The organism is Streptomyces sp. NPDC001594 (genome assembly GCF_042893675.1).
Lineage (GTDB): Bacteria > Actinomycetota > Actinomycetes > Streptomycetales > Streptomycetaceae > Streptomyces.
On record NZ_JBIAVB010000003.1, the window covers coordinates 503,497 to 528,030 of the forward strand.

A 24,534-nucleotide genomic window follows, 5' to 3' on the forward strand; every position below is an offset into this window, starting at 1 on the left:
CGGCCGGAAGACGAGACGTCTCGCCGGAGTTGGTACGTTGGGCCCGTGACCAAGGCTCCCGACTCCAGCCGCCGCAGCGAGCACTCCCGGCGCGCCATCCTCGACTCCGCCCTCGCCCTCGTCGGCGAGGTCGGCTACAACAAGCTGACCATCGAGGCCATCGCGGCCCGGGCGGGCGTCGGCAAGCAGACCATCTACCGCTGGTGGCCCTCGAAGGCGGCCGTCCTGCTGGACGCCTCGCTCGCCCTGTCCGGGGAGGCCTGGACGGACACGGGCTGGTCCGGATTCCCCGATACGGGTGACCTGGCCGCCGACCTGAAGGCCGTCCTGCGGGCCACGGTGGACGAGTTCGCCGACCCCCGTTACGAGGCCCCCGCGCGGGCCCTGACGGCGGCCGGGGCGACCGACCCCGAGCTGGGGGCCCGCTTCACCGAGCAACTGCTGGAGCCCCAGCTCGCCCTTTACGAGGCGCGGTTGCGGTCCGCCCGGCAGGCCGGGCAGCTCGCGGAGGACGTCGACGTCCGGCTGGTGGTGGAGATGCTGCTGGGTCCCCTGACGTACCGGTGGCTGCTGCGGCTGGCGCCGCTGAGCCACGCCTACACGGACGCGCTGGTCGACTCCGTGCTCGGTGGCGTGGGGGGCGGTTCGGGCGACGGCGGCGCGGGTGGCGGCGTGGCAAAAGTCACCGTCCGATAGCCGGACGCCCGGCGACCTCGGCAAGGCCGAGAACATATGGCCGGATTGTGCGGTTATCGGGGGAAGTAGGCCCGGGGGTCCGATCGGGGGGTGCGGTCACCGGGCCCACGGGATGGTGGGACCATGGATCGGTCTGCCGGGGCAACGGTGAGGTGAGGGGATAGATGGGGTCTGAGTCCGGCCGCGTCAAACGCGGCGAGCAGAGCAGGATTTCCCAGTGGCTGCGCCGCCGCTCGAAACCCGCTCCCGAGGACCCCGGCAAGGAACGCGAAGCGCTCCTCGCGGCCGTCGCCGCCGCCGGACTGCCGGTCGCCCCCGCCGCCCATCCGGTCGGCTACCGCTGTTCGTGCGACCGCATCGGCTGTCCCACACCGGCCCGCCACCCGGTCTCGTTCGCCTGGCAGACCCAGTCGACCACCGACCGCGCCCAGATCGAACGCTGGGCCCGCAACCAGCCGCAGGCCAACTTCATCACCGCCACCGGCATGGTCCACGACGTCCTGGACGTCCCCCTGGAGGCCGGCCGCAGCGCCCTGGAGCGCCTGCTCGCCGCCGGCGTCGAGGTGGGCCCCGTCGCCGAGTCGGGCGGTACGGGCGACCAGGCGCGGATGCTCTTCTTCACGGCGACGCGCGGTACGCCCGAGGACGAGGACGAGTGGTGGCCCTGCGAGCTGGACTGCCACCCCGAGACGATGGACGAGCACCCCGGGCTGCGGTGGCACTGCCGCGGCAGCTACGTCCTGCTGCCGCCGGCGGCGCTGCCGGGTGAGTTCGCGGTGACGTGGGTGCGGGACGTGCGGCACGCGCTGCCGGACCCCCTGACCCTGCTGGAGATCCTCACGGACGCGTGCGCCCAGTACGCCGGCGCGGCCGACCAGACCCCCTCGGCAGTCGCCTGGCCCCTGGGCCGCTAGGGCCCCGGCGGGGCTGTTCACAGCCCCGCCGGCGTTCGGGGCGCGGGAGCGGTCAGTGGATCTGGGTGACGACCACGTCGAGGGACCACGCCTTGCCGGCCTTGGCCGGATCCTCGGCCTCCACCACGTACCCCAGGTCCCGCAGCGCGCCCACCAGCTCCGCAGGACCACCCGGCTCGACCCCCGCGACCAGCAGATCCCGCACCAGTCGCCCCTTCGTCGCCTTGTTGAAGTGGCTCACCACCGACCGCTTCTCCACCCCGTCCACGATCTGCGAGTGCAGCACCCGCACCGTGGCCGTGCGCCCCGCCGTCTCCCCCTTCGGCTTCCACGCCGACGCGTACGCCGACGACCGCAGGTCCAGCACCAGCCCGTGCCCCGCCGCCTCCGGCATGACCTCCGCCATCGGCCCCCGCCAGTACGCGCCCAGCGCGCCCAGCCCCGGCAGCTTCACACCCATCGAGCACCGGTACGAGGGGATCCGGTCGGTCACCCGCACCGCGCCCCACAGCCCCGAGAACACCAGCAGCGTCCGCTCGGCCACGGCCCGCGCGGCCTGCGGCAGCGTCGCCAGGCCGAGGGCGTCGTAGAGGACGCCCGTGTAGACCTCCCCCGCCGGCCGGGCCGCCGCCGACCGCAGTCCGGCGTTCTTGGCGACCTCGCCGCGCAGCCCCTCGCTGAGCCCCAGTACCTCGCGCGCCTTGAGCTCGTCGCCCGCGCACAGCTCGACCAGCTCCTCCAGCACGGCCGCCCGCGCCCCGGCCAGCCCGGGCAGCGACAGCGACGCGGGGTCGAGCGGTGCGCCGGAGCCGCCGGCGGCCTTTCCCTCGGAGGGCGGCAGCAGCACGAGCACGGTGGTTCTCCTATCGGTGGCACGTCGCGGGGGTGCGGCCCCCGGGCCAGGGTAGACGGCCCGCCGCGGGCCGGTCACGGGCGAACGGCCACGGCCGTGCCCCGGGCCGCTGGGCCGGGGCGGGCCGTGGCCGCCGGTGGGGGGTCCGTGGTGGGCGGTACCTCGTCGCCCGTCCTTGCGCGGTGCCGTGTGCCGTGGTGCTGGACCGACTGTCCGCCGCGGCGCACCGCCGCGTCCAGCTGTTTCGAGCAGGTTCGAAAGACCTGGACGGGCACCTCAGCCGCGCAGTAGAAGGGAGCCCAGCGAGGTCGCCGTGTGCAGGACGGAGTTGCGGTGCCTGGCCGAGCTGATCAGGCCCGCCGCGCGCAGCACCGCGGTGTGGTGGCTGACCGAGGCCTGGGACATCCCGACCAGCCGGGCCAGTTCGGAGGTGCTGCGGGAGCCCTCCGAGGTGTGGTGCAGGATCTCCGACCGGGTGCGTCCGATCAGCGGCACGAGCTTGCGCCCGGCGGACCCGTCCGGGGCGACGGTGCGCCGGGCCGGGTAGGTGAGGACCGGCGGGAGTTCCGGGTCGAGGAGCGACACCGGGGTGCGGGCGCGGAACAGGGTGGGGACGAGGAGCAGGCCCCGCCCGCCCAGGTGCAGCTCCTGGTCGACCGGGTACTGGACTTCGAGCACGGGGGGTCTCCAGCGCATGCCGGGCCCCAGTCCCGACAGGACCCCCTCGATCCCGGTCTCCAGGGCCGTCTTCGCCTGCGCCGCGTACTCCGCCCGGACCGTGCTCCGCATCGTCTGTTCCAGGGGTGCCACCGCCGCCGCGTGGTAGCCGCGCAGGGCTCCGGCCAGTCCCCGCAGGGCGTCGGGGCGGCCGGCGGCGAGGTCCCGCGTCCAGGTGGGGAGGGGGCCGCCGGCCCCGAGGACCTCCAGGTCGCCGCGCAGGTGCCGGGCGGGGGTGGCGGTGAGTGCGTCGAGGCCGTGCTCGATGTCGGCGGATCCGTCGGAGGGGGTGAGGAAGTCGGGGAAGTAGCCGAGCGGGCGCACCAGCGGCAACAGCGTGCGCAGGCCGTCGGCCTGCCGGGCCCGGACCGCGCGGCCCCAGGCCTCGGCCGCCGGGTTGCCGGGGCGGTGCTGGAGCATGCGCAGGCTCAGCACCGTCTCCCACAAGGGGTCCGGCCGACTGGCCACGCTCGTGCGGGCCAGGTCGGCTCCCGTGAAGTGAATCCTCAACAGCATGTGCCGCCCCGTGAGTGAGTTCCGATCGGTTCCGGTGGGTTCGGGCGATCCGCCCCCCACATTGCGCCCCGGCCGGGCCCCGCGTTCCAGGAGGTTTCACGCCGTCGTGCGCGGCCGTTTCCGCGCCGTGTTCCGGTGAGCGGGACACGGCGCGGATTTTCCGGACATCCGCACGTCCGCGGACGGGTCGCCCGCGTACGGGAGGCCTCGGACGGGACCCCGCGTGCGGGAGGCCCGTGTGCGGCCGCGGCCGGCGGCCGTGCGCGCCGCCGCCGAGAAGATCTCCCGGGCAGGACATACGCTCGGTCCATGCCACGCCGTCACATGCACATGGCCGGTGCGGACGGTGCCTCCCTGGGCGCCGCGCTGCGGGGGCTGCGGACGCGCCTGGGCGTGCCCGGCGCCTTCCCCGCCGAGGTGCTGGCCGAGGCCGAACGGGCCGCCGCCGCGCCCCGGCTGCCCGCCGAGGACGCCACCGACGTCCCCCTCTTCACCATCGACCCGCCGGCCTCGGTCGACCTCGACCAGGCCATGCACCTGGCGAAACGTCCCGGCGGCGGCTACCGCGTGCACTACGCCATCGCCGACGTCGCCGCCTTCGTCACCCCCGGCGGCGCCCTCGACACCGAGGCCCACCGCAGGGTCACCACCCTCTACTTCCCCGACGGACGGGTCCCCCTGCACCCGCAGGTGCTCTCCGAGGGCGCGGCCAGCCTGCTGCCCGGCCAGGCCCGCCCGGCCCTGCTGTGGCGGCTCGACCTGGACGCCGACGGGCGGGTGGAGACCACCGACGTCCGCCGCGCCCTGGTCCGCAGCCGCGCCAAGCTCGACTACGACGGCGTGCAGAAGGCCATCGACACCGGTACGGCCGAGCCCGCCCTGGCCCTGCTGAAGGACGTCGGGACCCTGCGCGAGGCACTGGAGACCGCCCGCGGCGGGATCTCCCTGAACGTCCCCGAGCAGGAGGTCGTCCCCGCGGCCGACGGCTCGTACGGGCTGGCCTACCGGGCGCCGCTGCCCGCGGACGGCTGGAACGCGCAGATCTCCCTGATGACCGGCATGGCCGCCGCCGACCTGATGCTGGCCGCCGGGACCGGGATCCTGCGCACCCTGCCGGCCGCCCCCGACGGCGCGGTGGGCCGGCTGCGGCGGGCCGCGCAGGCCCTGCGGATCGACTGGCCGCACCACGTCCCGTACGCCGCGCTGGTGCGCTCCCTGGACCCGCGGATCCCCGCGCACGCCGCGTTCCTCCAGGAGTGCACGGCCCTGCTGCGCGGCGCCGGGTACACGGTGTTCACCGGCGGCGAGCGGCCCGAGCACGCGGTGCACGCGGCGGTGGCGGCGCCGTACACGCACTGCACCGCGCCGCTGCGCCGGCTCGTCGACCGCTACGCCGGGGAGCTGTGCGTGGCGGCGGTGGCGGGGACGGCGCCGCCCGGCTGGGCGGTGGAGGCCCTGGCCGGGCTCCCGCACGAGATGCAGGAGGGGACGCGGCTGGCCAACTCCGTGGAGCGGGAGTGCGTGGACCTGGTCGAGGCGGCCCTGCTCAAGGACCGCGTCGGGGAGACCTTCGAGGCCACGGTCATCGACGTCGAGGAGCGCGACCCGCAGGCCGGGACGGTCCACCTGGAGGACCCGGCGGTGGTCGGCCGGGTCAGGTCCCAGGCCGCCCCACTGCCGCTGGGCGACCGCATCCGGGTCCGCCTGACCCAGGCCGACCCGGGCACCGCCAAGATCCTCTTCGCGGCGGTCCAGCCCGCCTAGGCGGCCGGCTGTCGCAGGGCGGTGACCAGGGCGCGGGGGTCGTCGGCGTGGAAGCGGAGCGTCCGGGCCCGGGCGCGGGCGCCGAGGGGGCGGCGGAACTCCAGGGGGCGGTTCAGCTCCAGGGTGACCGTCGTCTGGCTGCCCACGATCAGGTCCAGCACCCCCTCCCCGGCCCCGTCCTCGGAGAGGGTGACCAGCCGGCCCTCCGGATAGCGGCGGTCCACCCGGGCCGAGGCCACCGCGTCCGGCGGGACGGTGAGGTCGAACAGGGCCCCGTAGCGGATCCGCAGCGTCCCGTCGGGCCGTACGACGTGCGGGCGGGTCACGCAGGCGGCGTGCAGGGCGAGCACCAGCAGCACCCCGTACCCGTCGAGCGCGAGCACCACCCGGTGCACGGCCGGCCAGGGGATGAGCAGGGCGAGCCCGACGGTCTCGATCAGCGACACGAACAGCAGCCCGTACATCAGCGCCGTCTGCGGCCCCGTGTAGGCGGCGGCGAGGTCCCCCGGCCGCACCCCGTGCGGGCGCCGGGCCGCCCACCGGCCGAGGGAGGCGAAGGCCCGCAGCTCGTGCAGCAGCAGCCGGCGCACGGGTTCCGGCACCACGGTCCGCACCGCCTCCCGCCAGGAGCCGGTGCGCCGCCGCAGCGAGCCCAGCACCCAGCCCTCCAGCAGCAGCGTCCCGAGCACCGCCGACCCGCCGCCGGCGGTCACCCAGCCGGGCGGCCGCGCCCCGGCCGCCACGCACAGGACGAGGACCAGTTCGCCCGGTATCACGGCGGCGGCCGCGATCCGGGCCGCGCGGACGGCGCTCACGCGGGCCCCCTCCCCGTGAAGGCGGCCATCACCCGGCGGACGACCTCCGCCTGGGCGGGCGCGTACTCGGCGAGCAGGGCCTCCCCGAAGCCGGGGACGACGGGCCCGTCGGCCGGGATCGCGGCGAGGGCGACGGCCGGCACGGCGGCGACCATCGCCTCGGCGAGCGGGCCGATCCGGGGGTCGTCGGCGGGGGCGTCGGCCAGCTCGTCGAGCCGCTCGTACAGCGCGAGCACGGCCGGGTCGGCGGCGAGCTGCCCCAGGACGGCGTACAGCTCCTCCCCGGCGGCGCCGGTGGCGTCGAGCAGGGTCAGGTGCTCGCGGTCCTTCGCGGCGGCCGGGGAGTGCGTCGGCGGCGCCTTCGCCAGCAGCGCGGCGAGCGCGGGCGAGACCGGCTCCCCGTCGCCCGGCCCGGCGGCCAGCAGCACGGCGAGCCGCCTGCGCCGCTCGGCCAGCTCGGCCTCCTGCCGCGCGAGGTCGGCGTCCAGCTCCTCCAGCACCTCGGCGAGCTCGCGCCCGGCGTCGTCCGCGAGGACGTCGCGCACCTCGTCCAGGCCCAGCCCGAGCTCGGTGAGCCGGCGCACCCGGGCCAGGAGCACGGCGTCGCGCACGGTGTAGGCCCGGTAGCCGTTGGGCCGCCGCTCCGGCTCCGGGAGCAGCCCGACATGGTGGTAGTGCCGGACCGCCCGGGTGGTGACCCCGACCAGCGCGGCGATCTCTCCGATTCGCATGCCCCTCAGTAGAAACCCTGCCGCTGCGTCAAGGTCAAGGCGCCGTCGGCAGCCGGTAGCATGGTCAGCACGACAGACGAGTCGGCCGGGCGGCCGCGTCGGGATCCCCGGATCCCGCCGAGGAACGTCCGGGCTCCACAGGGCAGGGTGGTGGCTAACGGCCACCCGGGGTGACCCGCGGGACAGTGCCACAGAAAACAGACCGCCGGGGGCTTCGGCCTCCGGTAAGGGTGAAACGGTGGTGTAAGAGACCACCAGCGCCTGAGGTGACTCAGGCGGCTAGGTAAACCCCACCCGGAGCAAGGTCAAGAGGATCCGTCCCCGGACGGGTCTGCGCGAACGCTCGAGGGCTGCCCGCCCGAGTTCGCGGGTAGACCGCACGAGGCCGGCGGCAACGCCGGTCCTAGATGGATGGCCGTCTCCCCGGCGACCGCGAGGTCTCCGGGCGACAGAACCCGGCGTACAGGCCGGCTCGTCCTGCCGCACGCCCCGGACCGGGGATTCTCCGGTCCGGGGCGTTGTGCGTCCCGGACGGTCCTGGACAGGTGGAGGTGGGGGACATGACCGTCGTCCTGTGCGTACTGCTGGCCCTCGCGGCCGGCGGGGCCGCGTGCGTGGTGTGGGCGGACCGCGGCGGACCGCCCTGGGCCCGCGTGGTCGCCCGGATCACGCTCGCGCTGGGCTCACTGGCCGGAAAGGCCGCCCGCAACCGGCGCCGGGGCCTGAACCGTGGCGGAGGCGGCGCCGACGGCGACGACTGACCACCACCGCCCGCCGCCTGATCACCCGCGCCGTGTACCCGCAGCCGCTGTCACGGGCTGAAGTGCGTCAAGGGTTCGGGGAACCTCGACCTGCCGGGCACCGAGAACTGGTACCTCCCCGACATCGCGATCATCCCGCAGGTGCGTCCGACGACCGGGTCAAGAAGCGCCGGCGGTACGGCCGCTCCCCGACCCGTTCGGCAGCGAGATCGACACCACGACCTCTGACACCACTCGAGAAACGTCTCGAACCAGGGACATGAGCCGCACCGACCTTGACGAACTGTCAGAATGCGCCATCGAAGGCCGCCGGGATGAGATCCCGAGCCGGTCCCGCTGACAGAGAGAGGTCCCCTTGAGAACCACTGTCCCCGGTGGGCGGGTCCAGCCCGCCCACCCCGGTGACCCGAAGAGGATCGGCCCCTATCGGATCATCGGGCGCCTCGGCAGCGGTGGCATGGGCACCGTCCACGCGGCCCTCGACCCCCAGGGCACGAGGGTCGCGGTCAAGGCCGTCCACCAGGCACTGGCGCAGAACCCCGAGTTCCGGGCCAGGTTCCGCCGCGAGGTCGCCCTGTCCTCCCGTGTTCAGGGGCCGTGTCTGGTCCCCCTGCTGACCGCCGACCCCGAGGCCGCCGCCCCTTGGCTGGCGACGCAGTACATACCCGGGCCGACCCTGGACCAGCACCTCGCGGCTCACGGCCCCCTCGTCAGCGGCAGTCTGTACGCCTTCGCCGCCGGGACTGCTCAGGCGCTCGCGGCGATCCACCGTGCAGGCGTCGTCCACCGCGACGTGAAGCCGCAGAACGTCATCCTGAGCCCCGCCGGACCGAGGATGCTGGACTTCGGCATCGCCCGTGCCTCCGACGGGACGTCCGTGACCCGTACCGGGGTCATGACCGGCACTCCCGGCTGGATCAGCCCCGAGCACTACCGCTCCGGCGCGTCCGGCCCGGCCGGCGACGTCTTCGCATGGGGCACCCTCGTGGCCTACGCCGCCACGGGGCGTCTGCCCTTCGGGGCCGGAGCGCCCGACGTGGTCGCCTTCCGCGTCCTGTCGGGCGAGGCAGACCTGGACGGTGTGCCCGAGGCGCTCCGCGAGACCGTGGAGAAAGCCCTCGCCAAGGCCCCTGGCGACCGCCCGACGGCCGAGGACGCCGCCGCCCGGTGTGCGGCCCTGCTCGCCGCCGGAGTCACGCAGGTCGGCCTGCCCGACAGCCCACCGACCCTCACCGACCCGGTCCAGACCCAGTGGACCGTTCCCGCCCTCGAGGACCCTGCCTGGGCCGCCCCGCCGTCCCGCGGCCGGAAGCGGCTGTTGTCCTCCGTCGCCCTGGGCGCGGCCGTCGCCGGCGGGCTCATCGGCGGACTCCTGGCTCTTCCCGCCACTCACGGCCGGCAGCCGGGCGCGGCCCCGTCCGAGACGGGCCCCGGTCATACGGCCGCCGCTGCCGTCGGCGCATCGACGGCCCCCCTCCCGGCCGGCACCGCCAAGCCGTCGGCGCCGACCCCGGGCCCGGCCGACAACGCGCCGACCCTCGCGACATGGCGCCAGGCCAGAGCCGCGCAGACGCCGGCCGAGAACGACGCCCGCCCGGCCATGGGAACCGGTGCATGGCTCGACCCCATCGCCCACCCCGACCAGCAGTTCGCCGTCACCTTCCACCAGCCCCGCGGCGAGGTGTACATCGCCTCCGGCGGCGAGGAACTCGACGGCGGGACGATGCGCGAGGTGGCCAGGATCGCCTGCCTCGGCCTGCGCAGCCTCCGTACCTCGTACCCGGATCTCCCGTACAGCACCTATGTGATCGTCGACAGCGCGCGTCGGGCAGGCCCCGCCGTCGTCTGGTCGGACAACTTCCGCACCAACAGCTCCTGCTCGGCGTCGGTGACGGACCGCTCCACGAGCCCCGGGGCAGGGCAGGCCGGCGACTGGTATCCCGACTCGGCAGGGTTCGACGCCGCGCAGATCCCCTCTCACGACCCCGACGAGATCCGCATCGCCGACCGGATCGCCACCGCGATCATCAGGGACTGGAACGGCATCAGCGACGACCGGCTGAACCACGACACCCTGATGGTCGGGTTCGACCCCACCAGGCGGGTGATGTACGTGTGGGCGGACAAGACAGGGTGGAACGATGCCACCCGGGAGGACTGGGCGCGCAGAGCGGCCCTGCGGTCGTGCCGGGAACTGACCGGCGAAACCACCGCGCACTGGCCCTACTTCAAATACGCGGTCCTCATGAACAGTGGGGAATTCCTGCGTTGGGGTTCCACCGGAAGCTGCGAGGCCTGATCGGCGGGGGTTGGGCCCCACCCTGGAGCGGAGCCCGACCGCCGTCGCGTCCTAGCGCAGGTGGGAGGTGTCGTTGAGGAGCCGGAGCGAGGCGTTGCCGTCGCCGTAGTAGGCCACCGCCGAGAGGGAGGCCGCGGAGAGCTCCATCTTGAACAGGGACTCCGGCGGGGCGCCCAGCGCGAGGCGGACCAGGGTCTTGACCGGGGTCACGTGCGTGACCAGCAGGACCGTGCGGCCCGCGTACACCGACAGCAGCCGGTCCCGGGTGGCCGAGACCCGGCGGGTGACGGCGGCGAAGCTTTCGCCGCCGCCCGTGGGGGCGGCCTTCGGGGAGTCCAGCCAGGCCTGGAGGTCGTCGGGGAAGCGCTCGCGCACCTCGGCGAACGTCAGGCCCTCCCAGGCGCCGAAGTCCGTCTCGCGCAGGCCCTCCTCGACGGCGACCGGCAACCCGAGGCGGTCGGCGACGGCCTGGGCGGTCTCGCGGCAGCGGCGCAGGGGCGAGCTGACGACGTCCTGCACGGTGCCCCGCGCGGCCAGCGCCTCGGCCACGGCGGCGGCCTGCCGGCGCCCGGCCGGGGACAGCTCCGGGTCGGTCCCCCCGCTTCCGGAGAACCGCTTCTGCGGGGTCAGCGCCGTCTCACCGTGGCGCAGCAGCACGAAGGTGGCGGGCGGCCCCATGTCGGGCCCGCCCCAGCCGGTGCCTCCGGCGGTGTTCGCGGGCCGACCCGCCACGGCGGGGGCTCCCCCGTCGGCCGGGCCGGTTCCGGAAGCGGGCCCGCCCGTCGGGGCGGCGGGGTGGGCGCCGACTTCGCCGAAGAGCGTGTCCGCTCCGGCGGCCGCGCTTCGGGCCGCGCGCACGTCGGCGGCGGCGCCCGCCGGGGCGGCCGTACCGGAGGCGGTCTCGGCTTCGCCCGACGGCGGTTCCGTCCTGGGCGCGGCCGCACTTCGGGCGGCGCGCAGGTCGGCGGCGGCACCGGCCGCGGGAGTGCCGGCTTCCGCCGCGCCGTGCGCCGTGCGGTCGGCGGCGCCAGCGGACGCGGCCGCGCCGGGGGCAGGCGCCCTCCCGAACCGGGACGCGGACCCGGACACGGGCGTGGACGGGGCCCCGGAGGCGGTTCCGGACGCGGTGTGCGCCGCGTGGGGGCCCGCCGGCGCGGCGGCTGCGGACGTGGCCGGGCGGGGTTCCGCCGGGCGGGCGGCGGCCGGCGCGGCCGCCCTCGACGCTCCGCCGGAGGCCAGGGCGGCGCGGACTGCCGCCGCGCCCTTCGCCGCGTCGCCGGGGGGGCCGGAGGGGGCGAGGGCGGCCGTGGAGGCGGAGGGTTCCCACTGCCGGCCCTGGCGGCCCGCGTCCATCGCCTCGTTGGCCAGGCGGTCCGCGTGCTTGTTGCGCTCGCGCGGGATCCACTCGTACGTGACCTGCGCGGGCGACAGGACCGTCGCCGCCTCCGCCGCCAGCGGCTTCATGTCGGGGTGCTTGATCTTCCAGCGGCCCGACATCTGTTCCACGACGAGCTTCGAGTCCATCCGGACCCGGACCTCCGCGTCGGGGGCCAGTTCACGCGCGGCCCGCAGGCCCGCGATCAGGCCCCGGTACTCGGCGACGTTGTTCGTCGCGATGCCGATGAACTCGGCGCGTTCGGCCAGGGTCTCCCCCGTGACCGGGTCCAGGACGACCGCGCCGTAGCCGGCGGGCCCCGGGTTGCCCCGGGAGCCGCCGTCGGCCTCCACGACGAAACGCGGCATCAGATGCCCGAGTCCGCCGTACGGACCAGGATGCGGCCGCAGTTCTCGTGGCGTACGACCTGGTCGCGGGCGGCGGCCTTGATCTCGTTGACCTCGGCCATGTCGAGCTCCAGGCGGCAGCCCTCGCAGCGGCGCTGGTACAGGCGCGCCGCGCCCACGCCGCCCTGCTTGACGCGGATCTTCTCGTACAGGGCCATCAGGTCGGCCGGCATGGAGCCGACGACGACCTCGCGGTCCTTGGTGATCTTCGCGGCCTCGGCGTCCAGCTCACCCGTGGCGGCGTCGCGGCGCGCGATGGCGTCGGCGAGCTTGGCCTCCAGCGCGGAGACCCGTCCGGTGATCCCGGTGACGCGCTCCTGCGCGCCCTCCAGGCGCTCCATGACCTCCAGGACCACGTCCTCCAGGTCGGCCTGCCGCTTGGCGAGCGAGGCGACCTCGCTCTGCAGGTTCGCCAGGTCCCTCGCCGAGACGCCGGCGCCCGACTCCAGGCGCTGCTGGTCACGGGCCGCGCGCTGGCGCACCTGGTCGACGTCCTGCTCGGCCTTGGTCTGCTCGCGGGCGGCGTCGCTCGCCTGCGTCTGGGCGGCGACGAGGAGGTCGCGCTGCTGGCTGAGGTCCTTGGTCAGGGAGTCGACCTCGGCGTGCTCGGGCAGCGAGTTGCGCTTGTGGGCGAGCTGCGACAGCCGGATGTCCAGGGCCTGGATGTCGAGGAGTCGGATCTGGTCGGCGGGCTCGGCGTTCAGTTGGGGGCTCCAGAGGAACTAGAAGGGGTGGTTCCGGACGGCGCGTGCGCCGTCCACGGGTCGGTTGCCGTGCGCGAGACGTGGGTCCGCAGACCCCAGCCGTGGCGCTCGGAGATCGCGTCGAGCTGGGCCGCGGCCTGCTCGCACCAGGGCCACTCGGTGGCCCAGTGGGCGGCGTCGACGAGGGCGAGCGGGCTCTGCTCGCGGGCCTCGGACACCGGGTGGTGACGCAGGTCGGCGGTGAGGAACGCGTCCACGCCCGCGGCGCGGACCTGCGCGAAGAGGCTGTCGCCGGAGCCGCCGCTGACGGCGACGGTGCGGATCAGGGCCTCGGGGTCGCCGGCGACGCGGATGCCCTGGGCGGTGCGCGGGAGCCGGGCGGCGGCGCGGGCGGTGAACTCGCGCAGGGTCTCGGGGTGGTCCAGTTCGCAGATCCGGCCGAGGCCCCGGCGGCCCGACGGGTCGGTCGGGTCGGGCACGAGCGGGCCGGTGACGCGCAGGTCGAGGGCGCCGGCGAGGGCGTCGGAGACCCCGGGGTCGGCGGTGTCGGCGTTGGTGTGGGCGACGTGCAGCGCGATGTCGTTCTTGATCAACGTGTGCACGACGCGGCCCTTGAAGGTGCCCGCCTCGACGGTGGTGGTGCCGCGCAGGTAGAGGGGGTGGTGGGTGACGACCAGGTCGGCGCCGAGCTTCACGGCCTCGTCGACGATCTCCTGGACGGGGTCCACCGCGAACAGCACCCGGGTGACCTCGGCGTCGGGGTCGCCGCAGACGGTGCCGACGGCGTCCCACTGCTCGGCCCGCGAGGGGGGCCACAGAGCGTCCAGCGCGGCGATGACTTCAGAGAGAGAGGGCACGGGCCAAGGCTACCGTCCGTGGCGACCGCTCAGCCTGTCACCCGGACGGCACAGCCGGTCCCCCCGTCACCGGAGAACCGCGGTGGCGCCACCCGTACGTGTGAAGCGTGCGCGGTCGTGTTGTCCGGCCGGAAGCCCGAATCCTAGGTTCCTCCCCGGAGGTGACGGCCGGATGACTGTCTGTGCCACCGAGATGACCACGACCGCCCCCCTCACGATCACCACCGACGGGGCGTACGCCGCGCGGCTGGCCGGGGAGGGGGAGGCCCGCTATCCCGAGCGGTGGACGCTGGACGGGCCGGAGCCGTACGCGGTGCCGCTGCCGCTCGCGCAGCCGGAGGAGGCCGACAGCGAGGTGCTGCCGCTGGCCGACGGGCGGGTGCTGATCCACCGCCGGGTCGCCGACCGGCACGCGTTCGCCCTGCTCTACCCCTCGGGCACGTACACCGGCCCGCGCGCCGCGGGCTCCGGCGCCGGGCCGCGGACCGGGGAGCTCGGGCTCGGCGGGATCGGCGCCGAGGAGGGGCTGCGGGTCCGCCTGCTGCCGCCCTGCCCCGACGGGAGCGCGGCCTACGCCCTGGCGGTGGGGGACGGGGAGACCACCGTCTGGCAGGTGGCCGGGCACTCCGGCGACGGGCCGCGGCGGGCCGCCGTGCTGCCGGGCCGCTGCTCCGGCGGGGTCTGGCTGGACCGCGCGGGCCGGCTGCTGTCGCTGGACCGGGAGCAGGACGGGCGGGTCAAGGCGGTGGCCGTGGACCTGACCCGGGGCGGGGTGGTCACCCCGCTGCTGCAGATCGCCGAGGACAGTGACGACCGGCTGCTGATGGCGGCCCCGGACAGCGGGCTGCTGCTGATCCGCTCGGACGCCCCGGGCGAGCCGCGGCTGGGCTGGGGGGTGCTGGGCAGCGCCCGCCCGGTGCGCTTCCCGGAGTGCCTGCGGCTGGAGGACGCCCACCCCTTCGCGGTGCAGCCGGGCCAGGTCCTGATGCCGGAGACCTGCGGGGTGGCCCTGCGCGTCGGCGGGGCCGGCCTGGCCCTGTGGCGTCCGGCGGACCGGTCCGTGTTCCGGCTCGGCGCCCCGGCGGGCTGGCTCGGCACCGGCCTGTGGACCCCGGAGGGCCGGCTGCGCCTGCCGTACTCCACCCCCGAGGTCCCCTGCGGAACCGTCGGCCTGAGCCAGCCGGCCGCCCCGCCGCCGCCCGTGCGCGTGGACCCGCCGCCCAAGCCGGCCGCCCGCCCGGTGCCGCTGCGGGAGGCCCCGCTGGGCTGAGGCGCGGGGGTCCGTACGAAGTGGCGTGATAGGGAGGGGACATGACGACCTCCACCACTTCCTCCGGTACGGCCGGTACGGGCCGCCCCTTCGACGCGGTCCTGTGCGACCTCGACAACGTCATCCGCTACTACGACTCCTCCCTGGTGGCCGAGCTGGAACGCGCGGCCGGCCTCCCGGAGGGGACGACGGCCTCGGTGGCGTTCCACCCGGAGCAGGGCGGGCCGCTGATCCGCGGGGAGGTCACCAAGGACCAGTGGGCGGAGTCCGTCGCCGAACGGCTCGGCAGTGAGGTCCCGCTGCCGGCGCCGCAGGCGCGGGAGCTGGCCGGGGCCCTGGCCCGGTCTCCGTTCTGGGCCGACGAGGACGTGGTCTCCGAGCTGCGCGGGGTCCGCGCGGCCGGGCTGTCGCTGGTCCTGGTGACCAACGCGGCCCTGGACCTGGGCGAGGACCTGGCGGCGATGGGGCTGGAGGACCTCGCGGACCACGTGGTCAACAGCGCCCTGGAGGGGGTGGCCAAGCCAGACCCGGAGATCTACTCGATAGCCGCCGGCCTGGCGGGCGCCGCCCCGGAGCGCTGCCTGTTCGTGGACGACGGGCGGGAGAACGTGGAGGCGGCCGTGGCGCTCGGGATGACGGGCGTCCTCTTCCGGGGGCCCGAGGACCTGCGCGGGGCGCTCGCCTTCCTGGAGGCGTAGGGGGCGTCAGGCGGGGCGCAGGGCGGCCAGGAGCCTGGTGCGCAGCAGGCGGACGGCCGGGGAGTGCTGGTCGGGGCGGGTGACGAGGCCGAGGCGGGCGCGGGTGGCGGCGTCGGCGAACGGGACGGCGCGCAGGCCGGGGGCCTGGGCCGAGGAGGCACTGAGGACGGCGACACCCGCCCCGCGCTCGGCGAGGCGGAGCAGTGCGGCCGGTGAGCTGGCTTCGAGGTCCACGCGCGGGTCGAGGCCGGCGCGGCGGCAGGAGTCCTCGTAGGCGGCGCGGATGCCCGTGCCCGGCGGGAGGCAGAGGACCTTCTCGCCGCGCAGGGCGGTGAGGGGCGGTTGGGGGCGGTCGAGGCGGTGCCCGGCCGGGACGACGGCGGCGATCGGCTCGTCGATCACGACGTCCGCCTCCAGGCCGGTGGCGGCCTCGCCCGCGTAGCCGATGAGGGCGAGGTCGAGGGTGCCGGAGAGGACCTGGGCCTGGAGGTCGTCGGAAGGGCCCTCGTGCAGGCCCAGTTCGATCCCGGGGTGGCTGCGGCCGAGGTCGGCGAGGGTGTCCAGGAAGGGCGGGATGGAGCAGCCCATGACCATGCCGAGCCTGACCCGGCCGCGTACGGCGTCGGCGAACTCGGCCGCGGTGTGGCGGATGGCGTCGAGGGTGGCGAGGGCGCTCTTGGCGAGGGGGAGGACGGCCTCACCCGCCGGGGTGAGGCGGACCTGGCGGCCGGAGCGGTCGAAGAGGGCGTGGCCCAGCTCCCGCTCCAGTTTGGCCACCTGGGTGCTGATGCCGGACTGGCTGACGTGCAGCCGGTGGGCGGCTCCGGTGAAGGTGCCCTCGTCCACGACGGCGGCGAAGTAGCGCAGCTGGTGCATCTCCATATCCGACGATGATAGCTGGCATCGGATCCATCTGTTGGACGGATGGTTGAGGGGGCGTCAGGATGGAGGCATGACGACGACGAAGAGCGCACGAGAGCTTGCCGAGACCTACTTCACCGCCTGGGGGGCGGGCGACTTCGACACCATGCGCGGGCTGCTGGCCGAGGACGTCGACTTCGTCGGGGCCCTGGGGACGGCGCAGGGCACGGACGAGGCGCTGGCCGGGCTCAAGGGGCTCGGGCAGGTGCTGGAGCGGATCGACGTGAAGGTGCGGGTGGCGGAGGGCGACGAGGTGATCACCTGGTTCGACCTGTGCACCACCATCGCCCCGCCCGCCCCGACGGCGAACTGGATGCACGTGGCGGACGGGAAGATCACCCGGATCCGGGTCACCTTCGACCCGCGCGGGCTGCTGGCGGGGTTCGCCGAGCGGCAGGGGTGAAACACCGCGGCCCCGCCCCTCTGGTGCAGAGCGGGGCCGCGGGGGCTCCGGTCAGTCGTGCTTGAGGCCCAGGACCTCGGCCGCCGCGAAGGTCTCGCCCGCCGGACGGGAGGCGTAGTGCGGGCCGAGGAGGGAGTCGAGCTCCTCGAAGGAGAAGACCTCCTTCGCGGTGTCGAACTTCGCCGCCACCCGCGGCCGTTCCATCACCACGACGATCCCTCCGTGCACCACGAACAGCTGGCCGTTCGCCTTCGCCGCGGCCGGTGAGGCCAGGTAGCCGACCAGCGGGGCGACGTGTTCGGGGGCGAGGGCGTCGAGCTTGCCCTCCTCCGGTTCCTGGAAGCCGGCGAAGACGTCCTCGGTCATCCGGGTGCGGGCGCGCGGGCAGATGGCGTTCACGGTCACCCCGTACTTGGCCAGGGCCAGGGCCGTCGAGGTGGTCAGGCCCACGATGCCACCCTTGGCCGCCGCGTAGTTGGGCTGGCCCGCCGAACCGCCGAGGAAGGCCTCCGAGGAGGTGTTGACGATCCGCCCGTACACCGGGCCGCCCGCCGCCTTGGAGCGCTCGCGCCAGTGCGCGGAGGCGAAGTGGGTGGTGTTGAAGTGGCCCTTGAGGTGGACCCGGATCACCGAGTCCCACTCGTCCTCCGACATCGAGAAGACCATCCGGTCGCGCAGGATGCCCGCGTTGTTGACCAGGACGTCCAGCTTCCCGAAGGCGGAGACGGCCAGGCCGACCAGCTCCCGCGCCTGCTCGAAGTCGGCCACGTCCCCCAGGTGCGCCACCGCCTGCCCGCCCGCCGCGCGGATCTCGGCGGCGACCTCCTCCGCCGGTGCGGCCGAGGCCTCCCCGGAGCCGTCGCGGCCGCTCTGGCCGAAGTCGTTGACGACCACGCTCGCGCCGAGCCGGGCCAGTTCGAGCGCCTCGGCCCGGCCGAGCCCCCGGCCCGCGCCGGTGACGATGGCGCTGAGCCCCTCAAGTGGCAGTGACATGTACCGGATTCCTCTCAGAACGGATCGGTCGGCGGGGCGTCAGATCTCGATGCACGTGCGCAGGGCCGTGCCCGTGCGCATCTGGTCGAGGGCGTCGTTGATCTCGGCGAGCTGGACCCGGTGGGTGATCAGGCCCGCCAGGTCGATCCGGCCGGCCCGCCACAGCTCGATGGTGCGCGCGTAGGAGCGCAGCACGTCCCCGCCCCCGTACATGGAGGGGAGGATCTTCTTCTCGTCGAAGAAGAGCGAGAACATGTCGATCTGGAAGTTGTCGTCGAGGGCGCCCGCCCCGACGATCACGACCGAGCCGCCGCGCCGGGTCATCTGGTAGGCGGTGCGGGCGGTGGCGGACTTGCCGACGACCTCGAAGACGTAGTCGAACCCCTCGCCGGAGGTGATCCGGGCCTTGGCGTCCTCGAACGCGTCCGGCGCGACCGCCTCCGTCGCCCCGAAGCGCAGTGCGGCCGCACGGCGCGACTCCACCGGGTCGACGGCGACGATCTGGGCCGCGCCCCGCACCTTGGCACCCTGGATGACGGAGATGCCGACGCCGCCGCAGCCGATGACGGCGACCGAGGAACCCGCCTCCACCTCGGCGGTGTTGATGGCCGCGCCGAGTCCGGTGGTGACGCCGCAGCCGATGAGGGCGGCGATGTCGAAGGGCACGTCGTCGGGGATCGGGACGGCGCAGTTGGCGGCGACGACGATCTCCTCGGCGAAGGTGCCGGTCGCGGCGAAGCCGAAGATCTCCCCGCCGGCCCGGCGGAAGTTGGGGATGCCCGCGTTGACCAGGCTCTCCAGGCACAGGTGCCCCTGGCCGCGCTTGCAGGCGGCGCAGTGCCCGCAGGGCGGCAGCCAGCACACGAGGACCCGGTCGCCCTCCTGGTGGCCGGTGACGCCCTCGCCGACGCCGGTGATCACCCCGGAGCCCTCGTGGCCGGGGATGAAGGGCGCGGGCTGCGGCAGGACGCCGCTCATCGCGGAGAGGTCGGAGTGGCACAGGCCGGTGGCCTTGATGCGGATCCGCACCTTGCCGGGGCCCAGGCCCACGGCTTCCATGTCGTCGACGACCTCGAGCTTGTCCTGGCCTATCTCGCTCAGCAGTGCTGCGCGCACGGTGCGGCTCCTTAGGGGCGTTGCGGGTCTGGTGCGGTGCTCGATGCGCGGTGCGCTTACGCGGTGCGCTTTGCGCGGTGCGCCTTACGCGTGTTCGACGACCGTGTCGGCGAGGACCGGGGCGTCGGCGCGTTCGGCGGCGGTCACCGAGACCTGGACGCGGCCGGGCTCCTGCCACATCCGGATGCGCAGGGTCTCCCCGGGGAAGACGATGCCGGCGAAGCGGGTGCGGTAGGCGCGGACCCGGGAGACGTCCCCGCCGAGGACGGTGTCGACGACGGCCTTGAGGGTCATCCCGTACGAGCACAGGCCGTGCAGGATCGGCTTGTCGAAGCCGGCCAGCTTGGCGAACTCGGGGTCGGCGTGGAGCGGGTTCCAGTCCCCGGAGAGCCGGTAGAGCAGGGCCTGTTCCTCGCGGATCGGCCGCTCCTCGGTGCGGTCGGGGGCGCGTTCGGGCAGCTCGCCGCGGACGGAGGGGCCGCGGTCGCCGCCGAAGCCGCCCTCGCCGCGGACGAAGATCTGGGCGTCGCTGGTCCACAGCGGCCCGTCGGCGTCGGCGACCTCGGAGCGCAGCACGATCACGGCCGCCTTGCCCTTGTCGTAGACGGCGGCGACCTTGGAGGAAGAGGTGGCGCGACCCTTGACGGGGATCGGCCGGTGCAGCTCGATGGAGTGGCCGCCGTGCAGGACGTTCGCCAGGTTGACCTCGATGCCGGGGGCCGCGAGCCCGCCGAGCATGGCCATGCCGGCGCCCGCCACGGTCGCGAAGCTGGGGAGCACGTGGAGCTTGGACTCCAGGGTGTAGCGCAGTTCGTCGGGGTCGGTGGCGGGGCGTCCCGCGCCGAGGCCGAGGTGGTAGAGCTGGATGTCCTTGTGGTCCCAGCCGATCTCCCCCTGGCGGGGGTCGGCGGCGAGGGCCCTGGCGGCATCGATCGGCATTCGGATGCTGCTCCTTCTGCTCTCTGGAAGACCTCGGCGCGACCGTCCGCACCGTCGGCCGCACCGAGGTCGCATGCGGAGCCGGTTCTAGAACGCGTTCTAGGAAGCGGCTGAGGGAATGTATAACGCACGCCCCCGTGGTTGGGAAGAAGGCTGTCGACTTCTACTGACTCGACGTCAGATGATCGTGGTACGGGGCGTGTTGCCGGGGCCGGCGGGGGCCGGCGGGCCGGTACCCTGCGGCGGTGGATGAGATGCCCGCGACCCACCGGCCCGCCCGCTCCCTGCGCGTCCTGCTGGACCCGCCGAACCCGCCGCTCGCGCTCCGGCTCGGGCTCCAGCCGGACATCGAGGTGGTGGCCTCACTGACGGAGCGGCCGGCGGTGGCGCTGGTCGAGGACCCCGACACGGTGACGGCCCTGCTGGCCGAGGACCCGGAGTGCCGGGTGCTGGTGGCCACGGGCTCGGCGCACCCGGGGCTGCGGGAGGCGGTCCTGGCGGCGGGCGCGGCGGGGCTGGTGCTGCGGGACGGGCCGGTCGAGGAGCTGGCGGACTGCCTGCGGCGGGCTTCGACGGGCGAGACGGTGGTGGACCCCGCGCTGGCGGGGCCCTGAGGCAGGGGCGGCGTGTGAAAGCCGGCGTGGGAAAGCCCTCCGCCGGTCAGTGGCGGAGGGCTCCCCTCGGGGCTCGGGCCCCGGTCAGTTCCCCGCGGTCCAGTCGTCTACCGTCCGCGAGGGGTCCAGCGCGACGGGCAGCTTCTGCAGCCCGCGGAAGGCCGGGAACGGCCCCTTGAGCCAGTCCCCCTCCGCCGGCGTCGGCATGGCCAGCACCATGTCGGGGAAGCGGTCGAGCAGGGCCGTCAGACAGATCTCCAGCTCCAGCCGGGCCAGCGGCGCGCCCAGGCAGTAGTGGGCCCCGTAGCCGAAGCCGAGGTGGCTGCTCTGCAGCCCCTCCCGGGTGAAGTCCAGGGTGTCCGGGTCGGGGAATTTCTCCGGGTCGCGGTTGGCGGAGTTCAGCGCGATCTGCACGACCGCGCCCTTCGGAATGACCGTCCCGCCGATTTCCACGTCCTCCAGCGCGTAACGGAAGGTGGAGGTTTCCACCGATCCCTCGAAACGCTGCATTTCCTCGATCGCCTGCGGCAGCAGTTCCCGGTTCTCCTGGACCGCCCGGAGCTGGTCGGGGTGGGTGAGGAGGCTGAAGACGCAATTGCCGATCTGGAGGGTGGTCGTCTTGTGCCCGGCGAAGAGGAGGACCCAGATCATCGAGACGAGTTCGTCGTCGGTGAGCGGCTCCTCCTCGTGCGGGGTCTCCACCAGCATGCTGAGGAAGTCGTCCGTGGGGTGGAGGCGGGTGCGGTGGATGTGCCGGGCGAAGTAGTCCCGCAGCCAGATCTCGGCCTCTTCCAGGTCGCCCTTGAGGTCCTTGCTGAACCGCGAGCGCGTCACGACGGCGAACCATTCGAGGACCTCGGTCCGCTCCTCGCCGACGATGCCGAGCAGCTCGCAGATGACCATGACGGGCAGCGGCAGCGCGAAGGCCTGCATCAGGTCCACGGGCCGGTCCGTGGGGCAGCGGTCGAGCAGCCCCTGGGCCAGCTCCTCGATGTGCGGGCGCAGCGCGTGGATGTGGCGCGGGGTGAAGGCGGTCTTGGCGATGTGGCGCAGCCGGGTGTGCCGGGGCGGGTCGGCGAAGAGGAGGTTGTCGTCGAGCGCCTCGCACAGGTCCCCGAACAGGGCGTGGTAGAGGTCGATGCCCTCGTGCATGTCCTTGCCGATGCGGGGGTCGGAGAGGAGGGCGTGGGCGTCCTCGTAGCGGGTGATCAGGTACGTGTCCACGCCGTGGCCCGGGGTGAGGCGGGCGATGGGGGCCTGTTCGCGCAGGGTCCGGTAGACCGGGTAGGGGCACTGCCGGTATTCCGGCGTGCTCTTCGTCGCGGCCGCCACCGCTTCGTGCAGCGCGAGACCGCCATCCGCCGCGGTAGTCGGTTCACTCGTCACGCGCCCAGACCTTTCGGTTGACCCGGAATTGACAGTCGGCACCTTTCCCGCGCCGGATCGGGGGTGAAACCGGATTGACCCGTTCGGAGCCGAAAGCTCCCCCGGCGGAATGTTCCGGGCGGTGCTTTCCGGGAGGCGCCCTAGGGTGTGCGGAGGTTTTCGGTTCGCGGGCCGACGAGAGGGAAATGCGCACATGCCGGAATACGGTGCGGGCGGCCTGGCCGTCGGCGGAGCGGTACGTCGGGACCCGGTCGGAATCGGGGTCGTGGCCGGGGTCGGGGTCGGGGTCGGGGAGGAGGACGACGGCAGTGGTGCGGTGGTCGACGTCCACCACCACTTCTGCGCCCCCGAGTGGCGCCGCTGGGCGGAGGGGCAGGGGCTGGTGGGCCCGCGGTCGCTGCCGCCGTGGGCGGGCTGGGACGCGGAGGAAGCACTGGCGGTGATGGACCGGGCGGGGATCGCCGTGGCCGTGCTGAAGCCGATGCTGCCCGCGCGGTACGGGAGTTCCGCGCAGCTGCGGGAGGCGGTGGCCGTGACGATGGAGGCGGCGGCCGGGGTGGTGGAGGCGCACCCGGGGCGCTTCGCGTTCCACGCGCCGCTGTTCCTCGACGAGGAGGAGGTCTCCTCCTGGACCCTGCGGCGCGGTCTGGACGAGCTGGGGGCGGTGGGGGTGAACGTGACGGCGAACTACCGCGGGGTGTACCTCGGGGACCCCTCGTACGACCGGATCTTCGCCGAACTCGACGAACGCGCGGCCGTGGTGGACACCCACCCCCACGTCCTCCCGGACGGCCCGTCCGGAGGCCACCCCACGGTGGGAGCCGGGGGGCCCGAAGGGCCGGGCGGGGGACCCGGCGGGACGGCCGGTCCCGGCCGCGGTGGGCCGGGCGGAGGGCCCCAGGGCGGCCCGGGCGGCGGTTCCGGGGGGCCCGGCGGGGCTGGCAGGGCTGGCAGGGCTGACGGGGCTGACGGGGCCGGGCGAGGTCCCGGTGGGGCCGGCGGGGCCAGTGGGCCCGGTGGGGCTGGCGGCTCCGGGGAGCCCGGTGGGGCCGGGCGGGGGCCCGGTGGGGCCGGGGGGCCCGCGTCCGTGCCGGGGGTGCCGAACTTCCTCTGCGACTTCCTGCTCGACACCACCCGCGCCGCCGTGAACATGATCCGCACCCGGACCCTCGACCGCTTCCCGAACCTGTCGGTGGTCCTGCCGCACGGCGGCGGCTTCCTCCCGCAGATCGCGACCCGGATGGAGGCCTTCGCGTACGCCTTCGACCCGCCCGTGGAGCCCGCGGCCGTACGGGACCACATGCACCGCTTCTACTACGACACCGCCGGCCCGCTCTCCCCGGCCGGCACCCTGCTCGCCACCGTCGACCCCGCCCGGATCCTGTTCGGCAGCGACTGGCCGGCCTGCCCGGCCGCCGTGATCACGGACCTGGCCGTCCCCGCCCTGGCCGCCGACCCGGCGTTCACCCCGGCCCTGCGCCGGGCCGTGAACCGGGAGAACGCCCTGCGCCTGATGCCGGACCTGGTCCGCGCCTGACGCCCCGGCCGGCCCCGCCCGCGCAGCCGGGCCGCGCCGCCTGGCCCGGCCCGGGGTTCGTCAGCGGCGCAGCAGGGTCACCACCGCCGCCCCGCCCAGCCCGATGTTGTGGGCCAGCCCCACCCGGGCGGCGGGGACCTGCCGGGCGCCCGCCTGCCCGCGCAGCTGCCACACCAGCTCCGCCGCCTGCGCGAGCCCCGTCGCGCCCAGCGGGTGGCCCTTGGAGATCAGGCCGCCCGAGGGGTTGACCACCCAGCGACCGCCGTAGGTGGTGGCGCCGCTCTCGACGAGCTTGCCGGAGGCCCCGTCCGCGCACATGCCGAGCGCCTCGTACGTCAGCAGCTCGTTCACCGAGAAGCAGTCGTGCAGCTCGACGACGTCGACGTCCTCGATGCCGAGCCCCGAGTCCTCGTACACCTGGCGGGCGGCGCCCGCCGTCATCGGCTTGCCGACCACGTCGATGCAGGAGCCGCCGAAGCTAGCCTCCGTGTCCGTGGTCATGGCCTGCGCGACGATCTCCACGGCCTTGTCGTGCAGCCCGTGCGCCACGACGAACCGCTCCGAGACCACGAGCGCGGCGGCCGCGCCGTCGGAGGTGGGCGAGCACTGGAGCTTGGTCAGCGGATCGTGGATGGTCTTGGCGGCGAGCACCTCCTCCACCGTGTACACGTCCTGGAACTGCGCGTTCGGGTTGTTCGCGGAGTGCCGGTGGTTCTTGGCGCCGACGGCCGCGAGCTGCGCGGGCGTGGTCCCGTACCGCTCCATGTGCTCACGGGCCGCGTTGCCGAAGATCTGCGCGGTGGGCGGGGACATCTCGAAGCCGTGCGCGGCGGCCATGACCCCGTAGTGCCGGGCCACCGGCGAGGTCTTGAAGTCTCCCCCGTCCGCGCCGCCGCCCAGCGCACCGCGCTTCATCTTCTCGAAGCCGACCGCCAGCACGCAGTCGCCGATGCCGCCCCGCACGAACTGGCGGGCCATCATCAGGGCCGTGGAGCCGGTCGCGCAGTTGTTGTTGACGTTGTAGACCGGGACGCCGGTCAGCCCCAGTTCGTACACGGCCCGCTGGCCGGCGGTGGAGGGCTGGAAGCAGTAGCCCACCGGCACCTGTTCGACGAGGCCGTAGTCCACGCCCGCGTCGGCGAGCGCCGCGCCCCCGGCCTCCTTGACCATGTCCCAGTACTGCCAGTCCCGCGACTCCGGCTTCTCGAACTTCGTCATGCCGACGCCCACGATGTACGACTTCATCAC

The 24,534-nt window shown here is 74.6% G+C and carries 23 protein-coding genes and 1 other RNA gene; 11 read left to right on the forward strand and 13 right to left on the reverse strand.

Going from position 1 to position 24,534, the window contains the following annotated elements; translation table 11 throughout:
• Positions 1-45: 45 nt before the first annotated feature.
• Together ACFY0O_RS08595 and ACFY0O_RS08600 are read left to right on the forward strand one after the other, a co-directional pair.
• Complete coding sequence (locus tag ACFY0O_RS08595) at positions 46-696, forward strand: TetR/AcrR family transcriptional regulator (RefSeq protein ID WP_388944370.1); 651 nt, start codon at positions 46-48, stop codon at positions 694-696.
• A 164-nt stretch (positions 697-860) separates the two neighbouring features.
• The gene (locus ACFY0O_RS08600) at positions 861-1,610 is read left to right on the forward strand and encodes a bifunctional DNA primase/polymerase (RefSeq protein WP_388944373.1); all 750 of its coding nucleotides are present in this window, start codon (positions 861-863) and stop codon (positions 1,608-1,610) included.
• 52 nt (positions 1,611-1,662) lie between these two features.
• Here ACFY0O_RS08600 and yaaA read toward each other — a convergent pair whose 3' ends face one another.
• Both yaaA and ACFY0O_RS08610 read right to left on the reverse strand, forming a co-directional pair.
• The gene (gene yaaA / locus ACFY0O_RS08605) at positions 1,663-2,463 is read right to left on the reverse strand and encodes a peroxide stress protein YaaA (protein ID WP_388944376.1); all 801 of its coding nucleotides are present in this window, start codon (positions 2,461-2,463) and stop codon (positions 1,663-1,665) included.
• 276 nt (positions 2,464-2,739) lie between these two features.
• Positions 2,740-3,696 (reverse strand): winged helix-turn-helix domain-containing protein, encoded by a 957-nt coding sequence (locus tag ACFY0O_RS08610; protein WP_358898411.1) that lies wholly within the window; start codon positions 3,694-3,696, stop codon positions 2,740-2,742.
• A gap of 309 nt (positions 3,697-4,005) precedes the next feature.
• Between ACFY0O_RS08610 and ACFY0O_RS08615 the strand changes: the two genes are divergently transcribed.
• Complete coding sequence (locus ACFY0O_RS08615) at positions 4,006-5,460, forward strand: RNB domain-containing ribonuclease (RefSeq protein ID WP_388944379.1); 1,455 nt, start codon at positions 4,006-4,008, stop codon at positions 5,458-5,460.
• Here the strand turns inward: ACFY0O_RS08615 and ACFY0O_RS08620 are convergent.
• Positions 5,457-6,275 carry a hypothetical protein gene (locus ACFY0O_RS08620; protein ID WP_388944382.1) on the reverse strand — a complete coding sequence of 273 codons (819 nt, stop codon included), beginning with the start codon at positions 6,273-6,275 and terminating at the stop codon, positions 5,457-5,459. The genes ACFY0O_RS08615 and ACFY0O_RS08620 overlap by 4 nt on opposite strands.
• Complete coding sequence (locus ACFY0O_RS08625; protein WP_388944385.1) at positions 6,272-7,006, reverse strand: MerR family transcriptional regulator; 735 nt, start codon at positions 7,004-7,006, stop codon at positions 6,272-6,274. Before ACFY0O_RS08625 ends, ACFY0O_RS08620 begins: the two co-directional genes overlap by 4 nt.
• 77 nt (positions 7,007-7,083) lie before the next feature.
• Here ACFY0O_RS08625 and rnpB point away from each other — a divergent pair.
• From rnpB to ACFY0O_RS08640, 3 genes are all read left to right on the forward strand, one after another.
• Positions 7,084-7,485, forward strand: an RNA gene (rnpB, locus tag ACFY0O_RS08630) — RNase P RNA component class A.
• Between the two features lie 81 nt (positions 7,486-7,566).
• Positions 7,567-7,767 carry a hypothetical protein gene (locus tag ACFY0O_RS08635; protein ID WP_388944388.1) on the forward strand — a complete coding sequence of 67 codons (201 nt, stop codon included), beginning with the start codon at positions 7,567-7,569 and terminating at the stop codon, positions 7,765-7,767.
• Positions 7,768-8,122: 355 nt separating this feature from the next.
• A complete protein-coding gene (locus tag ACFY0O_RS08640) occupies positions 8,123-10,066 on the forward strand; it encodes a protein kinase (RefSeq protein WP_388944391.1) in 1,944 nt (647 codons plus the stop codon).
• Positions 10,067-10,117: 51 nt separating this feature from the next.
• Here ACFY0O_RS08640 and ACFY0O_RS08645 read toward each other — a convergent pair whose 3' ends face one another.
• Genes ACFY0O_RS08645 through ACFY0O_RS08655 form a run of 3 tightly spaced genes read right to left on the reverse strand, consistent with a single transcriptional unit; the run spans position 10,118 to position 13,409 of the window.
• Positions 10,118-11,809, reverse strand: a complete 1,692-nt coding sequence (locus ACFY0O_RS08645) for a bifunctional RNase H/acid phosphatase (RefSeq protein WP_388944393.1) — start codon at positions 11,807-11,809, stop codon at positions 10,118-10,120.
• Entirely contained in the window at positions 11,809-12,552 is a 744-nt protein-coding gene (locus ACFY0O_RS08650) for a zinc ribbon domain-containing protein (RefSeq protein ID WP_388944559.1), read from the reverse strand. The genes ACFY0O_RS08645 and ACFY0O_RS08650 overlap by 1 nt, the downstream gene beginning before the upstream one ends.
• Positions 12,549-13,409 (reverse strand): Nif3-like dinuclear metal center hexameric protein, encoded by an 861-nt coding sequence (locus ACFY0O_RS08655; RefSeq protein ID WP_388944396.1) that lies wholly within the window; start codon positions 13,407-13,409, stop codon positions 12,549-12,551. The genes ACFY0O_RS08650 and ACFY0O_RS08655 overlap by 4 nt, the downstream gene beginning before the upstream one ends.
• A 172-nt stretch (positions 13,410-13,581) precedes the next feature.
• Between ACFY0O_RS08655 and ACFY0O_RS08660 the strand changes: the two genes are divergently transcribed.
• Both ACFY0O_RS08660 and ACFY0O_RS08665 read left to right on the forward strand, forming a co-directional pair.
• The gene (locus ACFY0O_RS08660; protein WP_388944399.1) at positions 13,582-14,679 is read left to right on the forward strand and encodes a hypothetical protein; all 1,098 of its coding nucleotides are present in this window, start codon (positions 13,582-13,584) and stop codon (positions 14,677-14,679) included.
• 41 nt (positions 14,680-14,720) lie between these two features.
• Positions 14,721-15,377 (forward strand): HAD-IA family hydrolase, encoded by a 657-nt coding sequence (locus ACFY0O_RS08665; RefSeq protein WP_388944401.1) that lies wholly within the window; start codon positions 14,721-14,723, stop codon positions 15,375-15,377.
• 6 nt (positions 15,378-15,383) lie between these two features.
• On the opposite strand, the gene ACFY0O_RS08670 is transcribed toward ACFY0O_RS08665, so the two are convergent.
• Positions 15,384-16,259: a LysR family transcriptional regulator gene (locus tag ACFY0O_RS08670; RefSeq protein WP_388944404.1), complete on the reverse strand. Its 876-nt coding sequence runs from the start codon at positions 16,257-16,259 to the stop codon at positions 15,384-15,386.
• A 70-nt stretch (positions 16,260-16,329) separates the two neighbouring features.
• On the opposite strand from ACFY0O_RS08670, the gene ACFY0O_RS08675 reads away from it, so the two are divergent.
• A complete protein-coding gene (locus ACFY0O_RS08675) occupies positions 16,330-16,701 on the forward strand; it encodes a nuclear transport factor 2 family protein (RefSeq protein WP_388944405.1) in 372 nt (123 codons plus the stop codon).
• A gap of 51 nt (positions 16,702-16,752) precedes the next feature.
• Here the strand turns inward: ACFY0O_RS08675 and ACFY0O_RS08680 are convergent, their stop codons facing one another.
• From ACFY0O_RS08680 to ACFY0O_RS08690, 3 genes are all read right to left on the reverse strand, one after another.
• The gene (locus ACFY0O_RS08680; RefSeq protein WP_388944407.1) at positions 16,753-17,694 is read right to left on the reverse strand and encodes a 3-oxoacyl-ACP reductase; all 942 of its coding nucleotides are present in this window, start codon (positions 17,692-17,694) and stop codon (positions 16,753-16,755) included.
• A gap of 39 nt (positions 17,695-17,733) precedes the next feature.
• Positions 17,734-18,810 (reverse strand): Zn-dependent alcohol dehydrogenase, encoded by a 1,077-nt coding sequence (locus tag ACFY0O_RS08685; RefSeq protein ID WP_388944410.1) that lies wholly within the window; start codon positions 18,808-18,810, stop codon positions 17,734-17,736.
• Positions 18,811-18,894: 84 nt separating this feature from the next.
• The gene (locus tag ACFY0O_RS08690) at positions 18,895-19,749 is read right to left on the reverse strand and encodes a MaoC/PaaZ C-terminal domain-containing protein (RefSeq protein ID WP_388944413.1); all 855 of its coding nucleotides are present in this window, start codon (positions 19,747-19,749) and stop codon (positions 18,895-18,897) included.
• 254 nt (positions 19,750-20,003) lie between these two features.
• On the opposite strand from ACFY0O_RS08690, the gene ACFY0O_RS08695 reads away from it, so the two are divergent.
• Positions 20,004-20,363 (forward strand): DNA-binding response regulator, encoded by a 360-nt coding sequence (locus tag ACFY0O_RS08695; RefSeq protein WP_388944561.1) that lies wholly within the window; start codon positions 20,004-20,006, stop codon positions 20,361-20,363.
• 84 nt (positions 20,364-20,447) lie between these two features.
• Here the strand turns inward: ACFY0O_RS08695 and ACFY0O_RS08700 are convergent, their stop codons facing one another.
• On the reverse strand, positions 20,448-21,749 hold the full coding sequence (locus tag ACFY0O_RS08700; protein WP_388944416.1) for a cytochrome P450: 1,302 nt from the start codon (positions 21,747-21,749) through the stop codon (positions 20,448-20,450).
• Positions 21,750-21,942: 193 nt separating this feature from the next.
• Between ACFY0O_RS08700 and ACFY0O_RS08705 the strand changes: the two genes are divergently transcribed.
• On the forward strand, positions 21,943-23,286 hold the full coding sequence (locus ACFY0O_RS08705; RefSeq protein ID WP_388944419.1) for an amidohydrolase family protein: 1,344 nt from the start codon (positions 21,943-21,945) through the stop codon (positions 23,284-23,286).
• 60 nt (positions 23,287-23,346) lie between these two features.
• Here ACFY0O_RS08705 and ACFY0O_RS08710 read toward each other — a convergent pair whose 3' ends face one another.
• Positions 23,347-24,531 (reverse strand): lipid-transfer protein, encoded by a 1,185-nt coding sequence (locus tag ACFY0O_RS08710; RefSeq protein WP_388944422.1) that lies wholly within the window; start codon positions 24,529-24,531, stop codon positions 23,347-23,349.
• Positions 24,532-24,534 lie beyond the last annotated feature (3 nt).